Genomic DNA, 14410 nt, shown 5'->3' with positions numbered 1-14410 from the left:
TCGTGTGCCGGTGCCGCACCACCTGAGGGGACGCGAGATCCCGCCCACGACCCGTGAGTACCAATGGGTCGCGAGCATCGTCGAGGCAGTCGAGCGGCGCACCGGCCGGCCGTCGTCGTGGAACCGGCGGCTCTACGAGGAGCTGACCGGCACCGGAGGCACGGCGCAGATCGACGGACCCATGACGATCAACAGGCAACTCGTCCTCGAACCCGTCATGCGTGCGTACGACGCGACCGGAGCACTGGGCCTCGAAGACACCGGCGGAGCCCGGATCGCGGTGATGCTGGTGGTCCACGAGACCGACCACCACCAGCACGAGGTCGGCGAGGAGGACGCGCCGGACGCGGTCCGCTTCGACTCGATGGAGGCCGAGGTCGTGACCGAGGGGCTCGCGGACAGCAACCGGGACCGGATCGTCGACCAGATCATCACGGACATCGCCATGGACAAGGCGATCCCGCGGATCCACGACGTACAGGCCGTCATGCCGTACGCCGGGTACCAGGCGGGCGTCGAAGGGGTGCTGAACGGCCTGCACACGATCAGCGGACGGTCGCGCGCGGAGGTACACGCGGCTGTCGACGGGACGCCGTTCGTGCAGCGTTACAACGCCATGGCCGACGTGGTCATCGACTCGCGGCTGGCGAACCTGATGCCGCCGGAGCACCGGTCCCAGATCAGGCTCCGGCTGAGTCAGCCGCTGCGCGCCGAACTCGGGTCGCTCGGGAACTACAGCGCGGAGAACGAACCTCCGGTCGAGCTCGCCGCACGCGGCCGGGAGACCGCAGCCAGGGCGGTCCAGCAGCTGGAACGTGAGCTGGGCGCGATCGAACAGCACTACCGGCAGTACGGCGAACACCCGCCGCGGATGCCGATGTCGTCGCAGGAGCGGGCGCAGGTGCAGCGGATCGAGACGTACTACGGCCGGCCTTCCATCGACCTGGAGACCAGCCACCTGCGGCAGTTCCTGGACACCGGCGCGCAGGCGGGCCTGGCGGGAGGCGGTGCGGCAGCCGGCGCGGGCGCCGCGGCAGGAGGCGGAGCCGCAGCGTCGGCAGCGGCCGCCGCGGCACCGGCCGATTTCGCCGCCTGGCGGACGGCCACGCCGCGATCCACCGACGGACAGGCTCGGTAGTCGACCCTTTGGAAGGGAATGATCGGCCGGGATGGACGCCTATCGGGAAGTACAGCGGCTGTATGCCGAAGCCATGATGTCGACTGCCTCCGGGCAAGAGCTGGCCGCCGAGCTCGGGCAGACGATCGAGCGGATCGGTGACCTCCTGCCACAAGCGGCTCCGGACGAGCGCAGCTCCGTACTGCTGATGAACAGCTCGCTCGCGGAACGGCTCGCCGCGCTGCCGAAGGAGAGCCGATGAACGAGGTCCTCGAGCGCGGTCCGGAGATCCCTGCCGGCACCTGGGAGCACGACTGGGTCTCGTCGGTCGTCGCGAAGGCCGAGGAGTTCTCCGGCCAGCCGTCCCGCTGGAACGGGAAGCTGTACGAGCAGGACGGACCGATCGCAGGCCGCTGTCTCCCCGACGGCAGCATGACGATCAGCCGGGAGCACGTCCTCGACGCGGCCCGCCCCGCCTACACCCCAGGTCATGTGCTCACCGCGGACGAGCGGACCGCGGCCGCCGGCGCGACCAGGATGGCGGTGTTCCAGGCACGGCACTCGATGTCCGAGGTCGGGGACGACAGCGTGCCCGGCGCGACACCGATCGAATCGCTCGAGGACATCGCCCTCGAGAACGCACGGTGCGACCGGTTCAGCAGGACGTACGGCGACCGGATCGCTGAGAGTATGACCGAGCAGTCGCTGTCCGTGGGCGCTCACGGTCCGGCGTTCCCGGCGTACTCGGCGGCCACGGATCACCTGCAGTACACGCTGGGCGGCGCGACCGGGCTGGGCCACAACCAGCTCGGCGACCTCATCGACAAGACCCCGCGCACGCAGCGGTTGAACGCGATCGCCGACCGCGCACTCGACCATCAGGTGGGTGACCTGATTCCCGAGTCGCATCGCGCCCAGCTGCGCGAGGACCTGACCGGGCCGCTCCGCCGCGGTCTCGGCGGCCTCACGATGACGGAGCTGAGCGAGCTGACTCACCCCGGGTCGAAGCACAAATGGGGCTGGGACTCGGCTGAGTGGACCGAGGTGGAGTTCACCACCAACCTCGGCGACATCAAGGAGCACTACGAGTCCTGGAACGCGGAGCACCCGGGCGAAGAGCCGCCGGAACTGCCGGACTCGGTGCGCGAGAGGTTCGTCGACCGCGAGGAGGAGATCCAGCAGATCTGGGCCAGTAAGGGCTGGCCGGCGCAGCAGCCGGTAGCGGGGCGCGAGCAGGCGTACTACGAGCGGCTGCCCGATTACGGGCCTCTGACTGACCGCGATCGGGAGATCGCCAAGCTGCAGCAGTTCCTGTGGTCGCACACGGCACCGAGCCAGCGCACCGACTCGGCAGTAGACACCAGTGGACGCCCCGACAACGTCCGGCAGATCGGCTCGGCGCGTAAGCCCGATCGCGGGATCGAGTGAGCTACCAGTCCTTGAGGGCGCTCAGGTAGGTACCGCCGGACGGGCGGACCGAGCCCGTCATGAACAGCTTCAGCGGCGCGGAGTACAGCCCGTACGTGTGGCTGCCGGTGAAGAAGCCCGCCGACGTACAGCCGTCATACACGACCCAGATCTCCTTGGTGCCGGCTGCGGTGTCGAAGCGGAGTGCGATCGCCTCTGACGGCTTGGCGACCTGCGGAGCGCACTTGAACACCGGCAGGTCCGGGTTCCGCTCCGGGAGCACCTTGATCGCGTTGACCACCTGCTGCGCGACGGCAGCGCCGAACTCCTCCTGTCCGAGCAGACCGCCGGCACCCGTGCTGTAACGGCACGCGCGCAGACCGGTCACCGGTGTGTTCAGGTCGAGTCCTGTCCCGGCCGGTACGTCGTTCGGCGCCGCAGCCTGCTGGATCGGATGAGGGACCGGGCAGCCTGCCTTCTCGGCGTTCGTCGCGACGCCGTGTGAGGACCGCGGCTCAGGCGCGACCTCCTTGCCCGCGCCAGCGGAGTTGCTGTCGCTGGTGGCTACCGGTGACTCACCGCCCAGCAAGCCCCACACGCCACCGACCGCCGCAACCACCAGGACTGCACCTGCAGCCATCGACAACGCCTGCCGACGACGGCGAACCCGTCGGCGGGCCTCACTGGCCAGGCCGGACGTCTGCATCCCCTGGGCGCCCGCGTGGTCCTGGAACGCAGAGGTGAACTTGGGGCCGAGCTCCTGCTCTGGGTCGTGCTGCTCAGGCATCCTCGGCTCCTTCCGTGCTCAGTGTGGTCTTCAACGCAGCCAGTGCGCGGTGTACGTGCGACCGCGCCGTCGCCTCCGCGCAGTGCAGCAGCTGGGCGATCTCGGCGTACGACAGCTCCTCGTAGAACCGCAGTACGACGGCAGCTCGCTGCTTGTCCGGGAGCGTCGCGCACAGGTCCCAGATGGCATCCGCCTCCGCGCGGGCCGCCGTACCGTCCGAGACGGCGCGCGCCGTGCGCACCGGGTCGTCGACCGGCGCCTCCCGCCGGCGGAACCGCCGCCACCAGGAGATGTGTGCGTTCACCACCATCCGCTTCACGTACGCCTCGGGGTCGTCGGCCCGACTCACCCGGCCCCAGCGCGCGCAGGCTGTCGTCAGAGCGTCCTGTACGGCGTCCTCGGCCAGGTTCGCGTCGCCGGTCAGGACATACGCGAACCGCAGCAGGGCATCCGCCTTCTCGGTGACCCACACCTCGAAGTCGAGCGGCCCGGTCCGAACCTCAGCTGCCGCCAAGACTGCCTCCATACCCCTCAGGACGCCGATGGACCGCGGTCCGTTGCAGTACGGCACCGTCCGCCCGAGGTCACCGAGCCAACCGACCGTTGTCTCCGCCACCACGCTCGTCCCGAGCCGCACCCTCTCCCCGCTGCGGCCGCTGGTGCGCGTCGGCCTCAGGCACAGAGATACCAGACGCAGGGCTCTGTTCAGCCTGCAACCGCACCGCAAACCGCTCCCAGTCATGCTCAGCCCCCCGCCCCTGCTCCTCCCACGACTGAGCCACAAACTGCTGATGCGGCGCATCCCGCGGCACCGGAGGCACCTGCTGCTGCGGCTCAGGCGGTTGCTGGTGCTGAGGCTGCTGCCAGCCCGGGGCCGATTGGGGCACAGGCTGGGGTTGCTGCCAGGGCTGGGGTGGCTCCTGTTGTGGTGGGGGTGGTTGCTGGGTGCTGGCCGCGGGTGGGCCGGCCTGGATTCCGGCTGCCCAGCGCGGGTCGGCCGGGGTCTGGTGGGGTTGTTGTTGCTGGTTGGTTTGGGCTTGGGCTCTTAGGGCTGTGAGGCGTTGGTGTTCGGCTAGTTTGGGCGCGGCTGTCTGGTGGAGTTTGGCCAGGAGGCGGTGGCCCTCGCGGGTTGCCATCAGGGGCATCGCCTTGAAGTGGTCCTTGAGCGGGCGCCTCGCCAGCGCGGCGAGCTTGTTGTAGCCGCGGACGAAATGGTTGACCTCGCGGTCGGTCCACGGGCGGTTGCGTTCGGTCTCGATGGCCCAGCGGGTCGAGCCGATCTGGTGCCGCCAGGCGCCGTTCTTCCGCTCGTTCGTGAACACCGGCTCGGCCTCACCCCGCCGGTACACATGAACGCCGTCAGCCACCCCCTGCGCCTCGATCGCATCCGCGGTGTCCAGCATCTGCTGGTACAGCTGATCGTGCTGCTCCGCAGAAATCCACCGCCCGTACCCGACCTCCTGCCGACTGTCGTTGAACCGCTCCATGATCCCGAGCTGGCTCTGCGACTCGTGCACGGCCGCGATCGCGACCTCGACCCGGTACCCCTGCTCCTGGAACGACCGCATCATCTCGAGGTCGCCGATCGGGTACGGCACGACGACGTCCATCCGCCGCGCCTTCACGTCGTGGAACGCCCACCCGCGCCACTGAGCCGCGTCGTCGGCATGCCCAACGGTCGCGTTGTAGTCGTCGTCGAGCGCCGCACCCGCGTAGTCGGGGTGCTTCTCCAGCAACTCGTCGTGATCGAGGACGTACGCCTTCTTCATGCCGAGGCGGTCCATCGCCGCCGCCTGCATGGTCGTCTTGCCCGCGCCGGGCTGTCCGAGGATGAACAGCACGGTGGGCTGCCGCCACGGCGGGCGCCCGCGGCCGTGCTTGACGATGCCGGGCTGGATCCGCCGGCGGTAGAAGTCGGCCAGCTTCTCCTTCGGCAGCTGGCTCATTGCCGGCCGGCGCGGACCCTGGCGAGCAGTTCGGGGAACTCCGCGTTGATCCGCGCGATCTCGGCCCCGTCGTCGGGAGACAGCCCGCGCCGCAGCTCCTCGTACCCGGCCGACACGTCCGCCAGCCGATCGGCCTCAGCATGGTCACCGGCGTCGTCCGCGGCGCCGATCCGGGCGCTGTACGCCGCGATCACCGCGCCGATGCGATTACGCGCGGACTCGAAAGCACGCTCCTCGTCGAACGACCAGCGCGGATTCGGCTCGCTGCTCCCCGTTTCCGTCATCCAGGTAACGATATCCCGGATATGGATGCCGGAGGCAAATTAATCCCGGCGCGCTCGCAGTACCCGGAAACCCTTGGCGCTCCCGGTCCGTTCGCACGGATACCCCTGCTCGGTCATCCACCGCTGCAACGAGTCACCGCCCAGGTTCTTTCCGACAACGAACCGTGCGGTCCCACCCGGTGCAAGGCGTCCAAGCCAGCGCAGCAACATTTTGTGGAGTTCGGGTTTGCCGATGTGGATCGCGGGGTTCGACCAGATCTCGTCGAACCGCACGTCCTCGGGTACGTCGTCCGGCAGCACCGCCCGTACGCGGTCCGAGACCCCCGCGGCCTTGGCGTTTTCCACCGTCAGCTCGAGCGCGCGGTTGTTCACGTCGACCGCCCACACCGTCGCCTCCGGCACCTCTGTCGCCAGCGCGCATGCGATCGGCCCGTAGCCGGTCCCGAGGTCGAGGAACGTCCCCGCGGCGCTCGGCGGTTCCACCGAGCGCAGGAGAACCGACGTACCGATGTCCAGCCGGTCTCGGGAGAACACCCCGGTAGCCGTCGTGAACACGTACGACCGTCCCCAGATCTGGGCTTCGACGGTACGTCGTACGTCCGCCGACTGCGGCTCCGCCGAAAAGAAGTGGTCACCCACGCTGATGTACCTCTCCTCGCACCTGTCGGGCCTGCAACGCCCGCGCGGCCAGCTCGCCGTCCGCGGGGTAGCGCACCTCTTCCAGTGTCAGCCCGTGTGCCGGCAGAACGGACACAGCCGGGTCCCGCACCTTCCCAGCCAGTACGGCGGCCGGCCACTCGACGTCCCGACGCCCGTCACCCACAGGGATCATCGAACCGACCAGTGCTCGCACCATCGAGTGACAGAAGGCATCTGCGATCACAGTGCCCTCCAGCTGCCCCACGCCGGTCCGCCGCCACGAGAACTCCAGTAGGGCCCGCACCGTGCTGGCGCCTTCCCGCTTCTTGCAGAACGCCGCGAAGTCGTGCTCTCCGAGCAGACCGGTCGCGGCAGCGTTCATACGATCCACATCCATCGGGCGCCCCACCCGGAGCACCTGTCCCCGGGTGAGCGGGTCCCAGCCGGCCGGGTCGTCGCACAGCCGGTACACATACCGGCGGGCCAGGGCGGAGAACCGGGCGTCAAAGCCCTCAGGAGCCGCCGTAACGGCCGTGACAGCTACATCCGCGGGCAGGACGCCGTTTAGCCCCCTCAAGAGCCTCAGCGGGTCCACAGCGCCTTCGACATCGACGTGGGTGACCTGTCCCCGAGCATGAACACCCGTGTCGGTCCGGCCGGCACAGGTCACGATCACCGGCTCCGGCAGCCGCAGTACGACACGAACCGCCTCTTCGAGCTCCCCCTGCACGGTACGGAGACCCTCCTGACGGGCCCACCCGTGAAAGGCCGCTCCGTCGTACCGAAGATCAATCCGCCAACGCACACGGCAATCTAACGCAACAGCGCCCCCCCACCGTGCGGTGAGGGGGCGCTGAAGGAGTGCTTACTTGTCGTCGTCCGACTCGCCGGCCTTGGCGAAACCGGCCGCCTCGGCGTCTTCCGCGGTCTTGAACCAGACCTCGGCGACGGTCTGGTCGTACCACGGCGACTCGGTCGTGTGGTACTTCATCGAGTTCTCGTTGCCCTTGACGGTGAAGCCCTCGGGCGCGGAGCCGTCCTCGAGCGGGGCCGCGGACTTGTCGAACTTACCGGCCACGACGTCCTGAACCGGCGCGTCCTCGACCTTGTCCTCGACCTTGGTCTCGGCCGCGGCAGCCTTCTTCGCCGGCGCCTTCTTGGCGGTCTTCTTCGCCTTCGGCGAGTCCGACAGCGCCTCGACCAGCTCGATCTTCACCATCGGGGCGTTGTCGCCCTTGCGCGGGCCGAGCTTGGTGATCCGGGTGTAGCCACCCGGACGGTCGGCGTACCGCTCGCCGATCTCGGTGAAGAGCACGTGCACGACGCTCTTGTCCTTGATCCGCTTCATCACCTGGCGGCGCGAGTTGAGGTCACCACGCTTCGCCTTGGTGATCATCTGCTCCGCCAGCGGCTGCAGGCGCTTGGCCTTGGCCGCGGTGGTGGTGATGGCGCCGTGCTCGAACAGCGACGTCGCGAGGTTGCTGAGGATCAGCTTCTCGTGCGCCGGGCTGCCGCCCAGCCGGGCACCCTTGGTGGGGGTAGGCATCTCATTACTCCAGGAATCTCAGGCCCGGGGGGCCTCATGAAGAGGCCCCGACGGGCCTTCGGTCAGCTCAGTACTGCTCGGTCTCGGCGAAGCTCTCGTCCTCGTCGTCCGCCTCGTTGCCGTAGGCACCGGACGCGGCGCGCAGGTCGAACCCGGGCGGGGAGTCCTTCAGCGACAGGCCCATCTCGGCCAGCTTCAGCTTGACCTCGTCGATCGACTTGGAGCCGAAGTTCCGGATGTCCAGCAGGTCCTGCTCGCTGCGCGAGATCAGCTCACCCACGGTGTGGATGCCCTCGCGCTTCAGGCAGTTGTACGACCGGACGGTCAGCTGCAGGTCCTCGACCGGCAGCGCCAGGTCGGCGGCCATCTGCTCGTCGACCGGCGACGGGCCGATGTCGATGCCCTCGGCCTCGACGTTCAGCTCGCGAGCCAGACCGAACAGCTCGACCAGGGTCTTACCGGCCGACGCGACGGCGTCGCGGGGCAGCATCGACGGCTTGGTCTCGACGTCGACCACGAGCCGGTCGAAGTCGGTGCGCTGCTCGACGCGGGTCGCCTCGACCTTGTAGGTGACCTTGAGGACCGGCGAGTAGATCGAGTCGACCGGCATCCGGCCGATCTCGGCGTCGGCGGACTTGTTCTGTACGGCGGACACGTAGCCGCGGCCCCGCTCGACGACCAGCTCCATCTCGAGCCGGCCCTTCTCGTTCAGGGTGGCGATCTTCAGGTCCGGGTTGTGCACCTCGACACCGGCCGGAGGCGCGATGTCGGCGGCGGTGACGTCACCGGGGCCCTGCTTGCGCAGGTACATGGTGACCGGCTCGTCGTGCTCGGAGGAGACGACCAGCTCCTTCAGGTTCAGGATCAGCTGGGTCGCGTCTTCCTTGACACCGGCAACGGTCGAGAACTCGTGCAGGACACCGTCGATCTTGATGCTGGTGACGGCCGCCCCCGGGATGGAGGACAGCAGGGTCCGGCGGATCGAGTTCCCGAGGGTGTAACCGAAGCCCGGCTCCAGCGGCTCGATCACGAACCGCGAGCGGTACTCGTCGACGACCTCTTCGGTCAGGGTGGGGCGCTGTGCGATCAGCACTTCTGTCTTCTTTCTGTTCCGCGACGACCACTATTTGAGGTCGCGAAGGAAGAACGCACCGATCCGGCCGGCGGCCCGCAGGCCGCCGGCCGGAACCGGGTCAGTTCTTCGAGTAGAGCTCGACGATCAGGTGCTCGGCGACCTGGGTGTCGATCTGCTGCCGGGTCGGCAGCTGGTGGACGAGGATCCGCAGACGCTCCGGCATCACCTCGAGCCACGCCGGGACCACACGCTCGGCGTGCGTCTCCCGGGCGATGATGAACGGCGTCGTCTCGACCGACTTCGCCTTGACATCGATGATGTCGTGGGCGGAGACGCGGTACGACGGGATGTTCACCTTGACGCCGTTCACGGTGAAGTGACCGTGCACGACGAGCTGGCGGGCCTGGCGGCGGGTACGGGCGAGACCGGAGCGGTACACCACGTTGTCCAGCCGGGACTCCAGGATCTGCAGCAGGTTGTCACCGGTCTTGCCGGAGCGCCGCGAGGCCTCCTCGTAGTACCGGCGGAACTGCTTCTCGAGGACGCCGTACGAGTAACGCGCCTTCTGCTTCTCGCGCAGCTGGAGCAGGTACTCGCTCTCCTTCGGGCGGCCGCGGCCGTGCATACCCGGCGGGTACGGACGACGCTCGAACGCCTTGTCGCCACCGACGAGGTCGACCCCGAGACGGCGCGACTTCTTGGTCATAGGTCCGGTGTAACGGGCCATGGTTCGCTACCTTCCTCTCTCTGGGGTCAGACCCGGCGCCGCTTCGGCGGGCGGCATCCGTTGTGGGCGACTGGGGTGACGTCCTGGATGGTGCCGACCTCGAGGCCGACCGCACCCAGTGAACGGATCGCGGTCTCACGGCCGGAGCCGGGACCCTTGACGAACACGTCGATCTTGCGCATGCCGTGCTCCATCGCCCGGCGCCCGGCGGCCTCGGCGGCCATCTGCGCGGCGAACGGGGTCGACTTGCGCGAACCCTTGAAGCCGACGGTGCCCGCGGAAGCCCACGAGATGACCGCGCCGGTCGGGTCGGTGATCGTCACGATCGTGTTGTTGAACGTGCTCTTGATGTGCGCGTGGCCGGCGGCCACGTTCTTCTTCTCCTTGCGGCGCACCTTCTTCGCGCCGGCCGCGGTGCGGCTCTTGGGAGGCATAGGTCAGTTGCTCCTGGGGTCGACGGTCATCCGGGTCACTTCTTCTTCTTGCCGGCGATCGCCTTACGACGACCCTTACGGCTGCGGGCGTTGGTGCGGGTGCGCTGACCGCGCACCGGCAGTCCGCTGCGGTGCCGGCGACCCTGGTACGACCCGATCTCGATCTTGCGGCGGATGTCCGCGGTCACCTCGCGACGGAGGTCACCTTCGATCTTGTAGTTGCCTTCGATCCAGTCCCGGAGCTTGACCAGCTCTTCGTCGCCCAGCTCGTGGACGCGCTTGTCCGGGGAGACCCCGGTGTTCTTCAGCGTTTCCAGGGCCCGAGTACGGCCCACACCGAAGATGTAGGTCAGAGCGACCTCGATGCGCTTGTCGCGCGGCAGGTCGACTCCTACGAGGCGTGCCATGTGGCGGTGTTCCTTTCGTCAGCAGAGGTGTGGTGGCGCGCTGCGTCCTTGCCCGCCTCGGTGATTCGTTGTGCTTCACCGGCAAGGCCCCGGCCTCTGTTCCGGGGGCAACGTCCGGGACGGATCCCGGACGAGCATGCGCGCTGTGGTGCGAAAGTGCCGTGTTCCTGCGTGAAGGCTTTGTCAGCCCTGCCGCTGCTTGTGCCGCGGGTTCTCGCAGATCACCATGACCCGGCCGTGACGGCGGATCACCTTGCACTTGTCGCAGATCTTCTTGACGCTCGGATTGACCTTCATCGAGCTACTTTCTTCGACAGGTGTTGGTGGGTCTTACTTGTACCGATAGACGATCCGACCCCGGGTGAGGTCGTACGGCGACAGCTCCACGACGACCCGGTCCTCGGGGAGGATCCGGATGTAGTGCTGCCTCATCTTGCCGCTGATGTGCGCGAGCACCTTGTGCCCGTTGGACAGCTCAACACGGAACATCGCGTTCGGCAGGGCCTCGACGATGGTGCCCTCGAGTTCGATGACTCCCTCTTTTTTGGGCATGTCCTCGCACTTCTGTAGACGTGACTGGCTATGGCTGCAAACAGCCAAGGAAAGAGTCTACGCCACACACCCAGGCGAAACCCAATCGAGACCCGGTCAGCGCCCGCGCGAGGCCTCGAGCTCGGTCAGATGATCCGATCCCCAGGTGTCCAAGGGTATCAGCGCTTCGTTGAGTGACCGTCCGAGTTCGGTGAGTGAGTACTCCACCTTCGGCGGCACCTGGTGGAACACCTCCCGGTGCACGATGTCCCGCGACTCCAGCTCCCGCAGTTGCTGGATCAGCATCTTCTCGGTGACCCCGGAGATCTCCCGCCGCAACTCCCCGAACCGCATCGGCCCGTGGTGCAACGCCCACAGGATCCGCGGCTTCCACTTCCCGCCGATCACGTCGGCGGCGGCGTCCAGGCCACAGGTGTAGGCGCGCATACTTACCTTTCCGTCAGTACCTGACTATTTAGTGGGTACTTGTCCATTCTAAAGCGCCGACCGCAGGGTTGACGGCATGAAGACACCTGTCACCGTCCTGGGGCTCGGGGCGATGGGGACCGCTCTCGCCCGCGCCTACCTGGCCGCCGGCCATCCGACCACCGTCTGGAACCGCACACCCGGCCGCTCCCCAGAACTCGAGACCGAACGCGCCGCCACCGCGGCCGAGGCGATCGCTGCCAGTCCGCTCGTCATCGTCTGCCTGCTCGTCGACGACACCGTCCGCAGCACACTGGACGGAATCGACCTGAGCGGCAAGACAGTCGTCAACCTCACCAACAGCACCCCCGACCAGGCCCGCGCGACCGCGGAACGAGTTACGGCCGCGGGAGCGCAGTACGTCGACGGCGGGATCATGGCAGTGCCCGCGATGATCGGCGGACCCGCGGCGTTCATCTTCTACAGCGGCGTACCGGAAGCGTTCGAGAAGCACCGCGCGGACCTGTCGGTGCTCGCACGTCCGGAGTACGTCGGCGCCGACCCGGGACTCGCCGCGCTCTACGACATCGCCCTGCTCAGCGGGATGTACGGAATGTTCGGCGGCGCGCAGCACGCGCTCGCGCTGATCGACAGCACGGGCGGGCCGACAGAGCCGTTCACGAACCAGTTCCTGGTGCCGTGGTTGACCGCTATGCTCACCAGCCTCCCCCGCATCGCCAGCGATCTCGACAACGGTCCTGCCGGCACGGCCGGTTCGAATCTCGCGATGCAGGCAGCTGCTTACGACAACCTGGTCAGCACAGCAGCAGCTCAAGGCGTCGATCCGCTGCTGCTGACTCCGATGGGCGAGTTGCTCAACCGGGCCGTCACGGCAGGCCACGGTGACGAGGACCTGGCGGCGCTCGTGAGGCTGCTCAGGACTGAGTAGCCGCCCACTGCTCACCCGCACGCCAGACCTGCTCGGGCATCAGGTCGAGCAGGTCGCAGGCCGCATCCAACTGGGCGAGGGCGGTGGTCGTGTCGCGGTACGCCGGAAGAATCGCGACGAATCTCCTGCCCTCACAGCTGAAACCGAACGCCGGTACGTCGGCCAGCGCCTCGACCGCCCGCGGATGCAGGACCGCCATCGCGTGGTCCTCGCGCCCGTTGAACAAGCCGTACCGCGCCGGCAATCCGTCGATCTGCAACGGCAGCGGCAGGTAGCCGGCCGCCGCGACCGGCGCCAACGCGGTCGGCAGCACCTGCAACGGCGGTAGGGGCCGCTCCACGTGCAGATCAAGGAAGTCGAAGCCGAGTTCACGGCGCCGGACCTTGTGCCGGAACCGTCCGGTCCAGAACTCCCGGCCGCGATGCCGCCCGGACGTCACGTCGACGACCTCGGCCTTCGGGTCCACGTCGAACGGTGGGAACGGCCAACGATCCAGCAGGTCCGTCCCGGATGCGCTGATCCGCCAGCCGAGCTGCCCGGCGGCCTCGGCCCAGGCCCGGCGCCGCCGGCTGTCACGGACCCGCAGCAGCACCGTGAACCCGATCAGTACCAGGAACCAGGCCAGCACCATCCAGCCCACCCAGCGCGGTTCCAGCAGCAGCCCGGCTATCACCAGCGGTACGGCGACGGCGAACCAGATCACGTAGACGATCGCGGCCCCTTGGTGCAGCTGCCAGGCCAAGTCGGACCGCAACCGCGGTCCGGTGACGCGGTGGCTGACCGGGGCCGCCGTCAACGGCGTCTGCCCAGGCCGCCGAGGGCGATGATCGCCCACGGGATCAGCAGCCAGACCGGCCAGAAGTGCGGCCAGTGCCCGCCGTTGCCGAGACCGATCACGAACCAGATCACCACGTTGATCATCACGACGCCGGTGAAGCCGCCGATCGCTCCGCCGCGGCCGTGCGGGTGGTTGTCCTTCTTGCGCTCCGGGAAGTTCCCCGGCTCGGGCGCCGGCTTGCTGTCCTGCACCGCCTTGGGCGTCTCGTACGTCCGGACCGCCGGCAGGTCCCGCACCAGCGGCTCGAGCTCGCCGTACGTCTGCACGGTGTAGAGCTGGTCGAGCCGGGACGAGAACTCGGGCTGGTCCAGCCGCCCGTCCGCGAACGCGTCCCGCAACCGCCCGGCGATCTTGTCCCGGTCGGCTTCGGTGAAACGCTGGTGCGGCTGGTACTGAGGCATGTCACAAGTGTGCCTCAGCCCCGGTCCCCTCCGCGTCCCCCAACGGGTGGACCCACAGGGTCCGTCAGTCGGCCAGGGCGCCGAACTTGACGCCGAGGTCGGCGAGGTGGGATTCGCCGCCGTCGAGGGCGGTCAGGACCCACGGGCCGGCCGGGGTCAGCGTGAAGGTGTGCTCGGTGTGGGCGGCGTACCGGCCGTCGTCGGTGACGACCGTCCAGTCGTCCTCGAGCGTGTGGTTGTCCTGCTTGCCGAGCGTGAGCATCGGCTCGACGGCCAGCGCCATCCCCTCGACCAGCTTCGGGCCGCGGCCCGGGCGGCCGAAGTTCGGTACGTTCGGCGGCTGGTGCATCGCCGAACCGATCCCGTGCCCGACAAAGTCCTCGACGATCCCGTACGACGAGTTCGCGCGGACATGCGCCTCGACCGCGGCCGAGATGTCCGACAGCCGCCCGCCGAGCCGCGCCGCGGCGAACCCGTGCCACATCGACTCCGCGCAGATCCGGGCGAGGTCCAGCAGCTCCGCGTCCACCTCGCCGACCGGCACGGTGATCGCGGCGTCGCCGTGCCACCCGTCCACGATCGCACCGCAGTCGATCGAGATCAGGTCGCCGTCGGCCAGCACCCGGTCACCGGGGATGCCGTGCACGATCTCGTCGTTCACCGACGCGCAGATCGAACCGGTGAACCCGTGGTACCCCTTGAACGACGGCGTCGCGCCGGAGGACCGGATGTTGTCCTCCGCGATCGCGTCCAGCTCGCCGGTGGTGATTCCGGCCCGGACCGCACCGCGGAGCAGCTCCAGCGTCCGGCCGACCACCAGGCCGGCCTTCCGCATGGACAGGATCTGCTCGCGGGTCTTGATCTCGATACCGCGGTCCCTGAACATCACGTCCGGC

At 68.4% G+C, this 14410-nt stretch carries 21 protein-coding genes; 4 read left to right on the top strand and 17 right to left on the bottom strand.

Annotated features, from left to right (window positions below; all coding sequences use genetic code 11):
* Positions 1–10 precede the first annotated feature (10 nt).
* Genes E0H92_RS44625 through E0H92_RS07575 form a run of 3 tightly spaced genes read left to right on the top strand, consistent with a single transcriptional unit; the run spans position 11 to position 2545 of the window.
* A complete protein-coding gene (locus E0H92_RS44625; RefSeq protein ID WP_202873535.1) occupies positions 11–1138 on the top strand; it encodes a hypothetical protein in 1128 nt (375 codons plus the stop codon).
* 31 nt (positions 1139–1169) lie between these two features.
* A complete protein-coding gene (locus E0H92_RS07580; RefSeq protein ID WP_131465721.1) occupies positions 1170–1379 on the top strand; it encodes a hypothetical protein in 210 nt (69 codons plus the stop codon).
* Complete coding sequence (locus E0H92_RS07575) at positions 1376–2545, top strand: hypothetical protein (RefSeq protein WP_131465719.1); 1170 nt, start codon at positions 1376–1378, stop codon at positions 2543–2545. The genes E0H92_RS07580 and E0H92_RS07575 overlap by 4 nt, the downstream gene beginning before the upstream one ends.
* Before the next feature lies 1 nt (position 2546).
* Here the strand turns inward: E0H92_RS07575 and E0H92_RS07570 are convergent, their stop codons facing one another.
* The 14 genes from E0H92_RS07570 to E0H92_RS07505 form a co-directional block, all read right to left on the bottom strand.
* Positions 2547–3311: a hypothetical protein gene (locus E0H92_RS07570; protein WP_131495778.1), complete on the bottom strand. Its 765-nt coding sequence runs from the start codon at positions 3309–3311 to the stop codon at positions 2547–2549.
* Positions 3304–3825, bottom strand: coding sequence for a SigE family RNA polymerase sigma factor (locus E0H92_RS07565; RefSeq protein WP_238173334.1), 522 nt, complete (start codon positions 3823–3825; stop codon positions 3304–3306). Before E0H92_RS07565 ends, E0H92_RS07570 begins: the two co-directional genes overlap by 8 nt.
* Positions 3826–3895: 70 nt before the next feature.
* Positions 3896–5257, bottom strand: coding sequence for a zeta toxin family protein (locus tag E0H92_RS07560; protein WP_131495777.1), 1362 nt, complete (start codon positions 5255–5257; stop codon positions 3896–3898).
* The gene (locus E0H92_RS07555) at positions 5254–5541 is read right to left on the bottom strand and encodes a hypothetical protein (protein ID WP_131495776.1); all 288 of its coding nucleotides are present in this window, start codon (positions 5539–5541) and stop codon (positions 5254–5256) included. Before E0H92_RS07555 ends, E0H92_RS07560 begins: the two co-directional genes overlap by 4 nt.
* A gap of 39 nt (positions 5542–5580) precedes the next feature.
* Positions 5581–6180 (bottom strand): class I SAM-dependent methyltransferase, encoded by a 600-nt coding sequence (locus E0H92_RS07550; protein WP_131465710.1) that lies wholly within the window; start codon positions 6178–6180, stop codon positions 5581–5583.
* A complete protein-coding gene (truA, locus tag E0H92_RS07545; protein ID WP_131495775.1) occupies positions 6173–6985 on the bottom strand; it encodes a tRNA pseudouridine(38-40) synthase TruA in 813 nt (270 codons plus the stop codon). The genes E0H92_RS07550 and truA overlap by 8 nt, the downstream gene beginning before the upstream one ends.
* Positions 6986–7045: 60 nt before the next feature.
* The gene (gene rplQ / locus E0H92_RS45860) at positions 7046–7726 is read right to left on the bottom strand and encodes a 50S ribosomal protein L17, sunset domain variant (RefSeq protein WP_131495774.1); all 681 of its coding nucleotides are present in this window, start codon (positions 7724–7726) and stop codon (positions 7046–7048) included.
* A gap of 67 nt (positions 7727–7793) precedes the next feature.
* The gene (locus E0H92_RS07535; protein WP_131495773.1) at positions 7794–8819 is read right to left on the bottom strand and encodes a DNA-directed RNA polymerase subunit alpha; all 1026 of its coding nucleotides are present in this window, start codon (positions 8817–8819) and stop codon (positions 7794–7796) included.
* A gap of 100 nt (positions 8820–8919) precedes the next feature.
* Entirely contained in the window at positions 8920–9528 is a 609-nt protein-coding gene (gene rpsD / locus E0H92_RS07530; RefSeq protein WP_131465704.1) for a 30S ribosomal protein S4, read from the bottom strand.
* Positions 9529–9554: 26 nt separating this feature from the next.
* The gene (gene rpsK / locus E0H92_RS07525) at positions 9555–9962 is read right to left on the bottom strand and encodes a 30S ribosomal protein S11 (RefSeq protein ID WP_131286332.1); all 408 of its coding nucleotides are present in this window, start codon (positions 9960–9962) and stop codon (positions 9555–9557) included.
* A gap of 35 nt (positions 9963–9997) precedes the next feature.
* Positions 9998–10369: a 30S ribosomal protein S13 gene (gene rpsM / locus E0H92_RS07520; RefSeq protein WP_131286333.1), complete on the bottom strand. Its 372-nt coding sequence runs from the start codon at positions 10367–10369 to the stop codon at positions 9998–10000.
* A gap of 183 nt (positions 10370–10552) precedes the next feature.
* Positions 10553–10666, bottom strand: coding sequence for a 50S ribosomal protein L36 (gene rpmJ, locus E0H92_RS07515; RefSeq protein ID WP_008361054.1), 114 nt, complete (start codon positions 10664–10666; stop codon positions 10553–10555).
* A 33-nt stretch (positions 10667–10699) separates the two neighbouring features.
* On the bottom strand, positions 10700–10921 hold the full coding sequence (gene infA / locus E0H92_RS07510) for a translation initiation factor IF-1 (protein WP_012923661.1): 222 nt from the start codon (positions 10919–10921) through the stop codon (positions 10700–10702).
* Positions 10922–11017: 96 nt separating this feature from the next.
* Positions 11018–11347 (bottom strand): winged helix-turn-helix transcriptional regulator, encoded by a 330-nt coding sequence (locus tag E0H92_RS07505; RefSeq protein WP_131465702.1) that lies wholly within the window; start codon positions 11345–11347, stop codon positions 11018–11020.
* Between the two features lie 76 nt (positions 11348–11423).
* Here E0H92_RS07505 and E0H92_RS07500 point away from each other — a divergent pair, with 76 nt between their 5' ends.
* Complete coding sequence (locus tag E0H92_RS07500) at positions 11424–12275, top strand: NAD(P)-dependent oxidoreductase (RefSeq protein WP_131495772.1); 852 nt, start codon at positions 11424–11426, stop codon at positions 12273–12275.
* On the opposite strand, the gene E0H92_RS07495 is transcribed toward E0H92_RS07500, so the two are convergent.
* From E0H92_RS07495 to map, 3 genes are all read right to left on the bottom strand, one after another.
* The gene (locus E0H92_RS07495; RefSeq protein WP_131495771.1) at positions 12262–13071 is read right to left on the bottom strand and encodes a hypothetical protein; all 810 of its coding nucleotides are present in this window, start codon (positions 13069–13071) and stop codon (positions 12262–12264) included. The two genes, E0H92_RS07500 and E0H92_RS07495, sit on opposite strands and share 14 nt — an antisense overlap.
* The gene (locus tag E0H92_RS07490) at positions 13068–13514 is read right to left on the bottom strand and encodes a DUF1707 SHOCT-like domain-containing protein (RefSeq protein WP_131465696.1); all 447 of its coding nucleotides are present in this window, start codon (positions 13512–13514) and stop codon (positions 13068–13070) included. The genes E0H92_RS07495 and E0H92_RS07490 overlap by 4 nt, the downstream gene beginning before the upstream one ends.
* Before the next feature lie 64 nt (positions 13515–13578).
* A complete protein-coding gene (gene map, locus E0H92_RS07485) occupies positions 13579–14400 on the bottom strand; it encodes a type I methionyl aminopeptidase (RefSeq protein WP_420323240.1) in 822 nt (273 codons plus the stop codon).
* Positions 14401–14410 lie beyond the last annotated feature (10 nt).

The sequence above is a fragment of the Kribbella speibonae genome (genome assembly GCF_004331375.1).
Lineage (GTDB): Bacteria > Actinomycetota > Actinomycetes > Propionibacteriales > Kribbellaceae > Kribbella > Kribbella sindirgiensis.
Note: the sequence above shows the minus strand (reverse complement) of the source record. Positions and strands in the feature narration are given on the sequence as shown.

Coding starts and splice junctions, on each gene's coding strand:
- E0H92_RS07555 (WP_131495776.1), bottom strand. CDS start 5,541: ATGACGGAAACGGGGAGCAGCGAGCCGAATCCGCGCTGGTCGTTCGAC.
- rpsD (WP_131465704.1), bottom strand. CDS start 9,528: ATGGCCCGTTACACCGGACCTATGACCAAGAAGTCGCGCCGTCTCGGG.
- E0H92_RS07490 (WP_131465696.1), bottom strand. CDS start 13,514: ATGCCTCAGTACCAGCCGCACCAGCGTTTCACCGAAGCCGACCGGGAC.
- E0H92_RS07500 (WP_131495772.1), top strand. CDS start 11,424: ATGAAGACACCTGTCACCGTCCTGGGGCTCGGGGCGATGGGGACCGCT.
- infA (WP_012923661.1), bottom strand. CDS start 10,921: ATGCCCAAAAAAGAGGGAGTCATCGAACTCGAGGGCACCATCGTCGAG.
- E0H92_RS07580 (WP_131465721.1), top strand. CDS start 1,170: ATGGACGCCTATCGGGAAGTACAGCGGCTGTATGCCGAAGCCATGATG.
- rpsK (WP_131286332.1), bottom strand. CDS start 9,962: ATGCCTCCCAAGAGCCGCACCGCGGCCGGCGCGAAGAAGGTGCGCCGC.
- rpsM (WP_131286333.1), bottom strand. CDS start 10,369: ATGGCACGCCTCGTAGGAGTCGACCTGCCGCGCGACAAGCGCATCGAG.
- E0H92_RS07505 (WP_131465702.1), bottom strand. CDS start 11,347: ATGCGCGCCTACACCTGTGGCCTGGACGCCGCCGCCGACGTGATCGGC.
- E0H92_RS07575 (WP_131465719.1), top strand. CDS start 1,376: ATGAACGAGGTCCTCGAGCGCGGTCCGGAGATCCCTGCCGGCACCTGG.
- rplQ (WP_131495774.1), bottom strand. CDS start 7,726: ATGCCTACCCCCACCAAGGGTGCCCGGCTGGGCGGCAGCCCGGCGCAC.
- E0H92_RS07570 (WP_131495778.1), bottom strand. CDS start 3,311: ATGCCTGAGCAGCACGACCCAGAGCAGGAGCTCGGCCCCAAGTTCACC.
- rpmJ (WP_008361054.1), bottom strand. CDS start 10,666: ATGAAGGTCAATCCGAGCGTCAAGAAGATCTGCGACAAGTGCAAGGTG.
- E0H92_RS07560 (WP_131495777.1), bottom strand. CDS start 5,257: ATGAGCCAGCTGCCGAAGGAGAAGCTGGCCGACTTCTACCGCCGGCGG.
- map (WP_420323240.1), bottom strand. CDS start 14,400: ATGTTCAGGGACCGCGGTATCGAGATCAAGACCCGCGAGCAGATCCTG.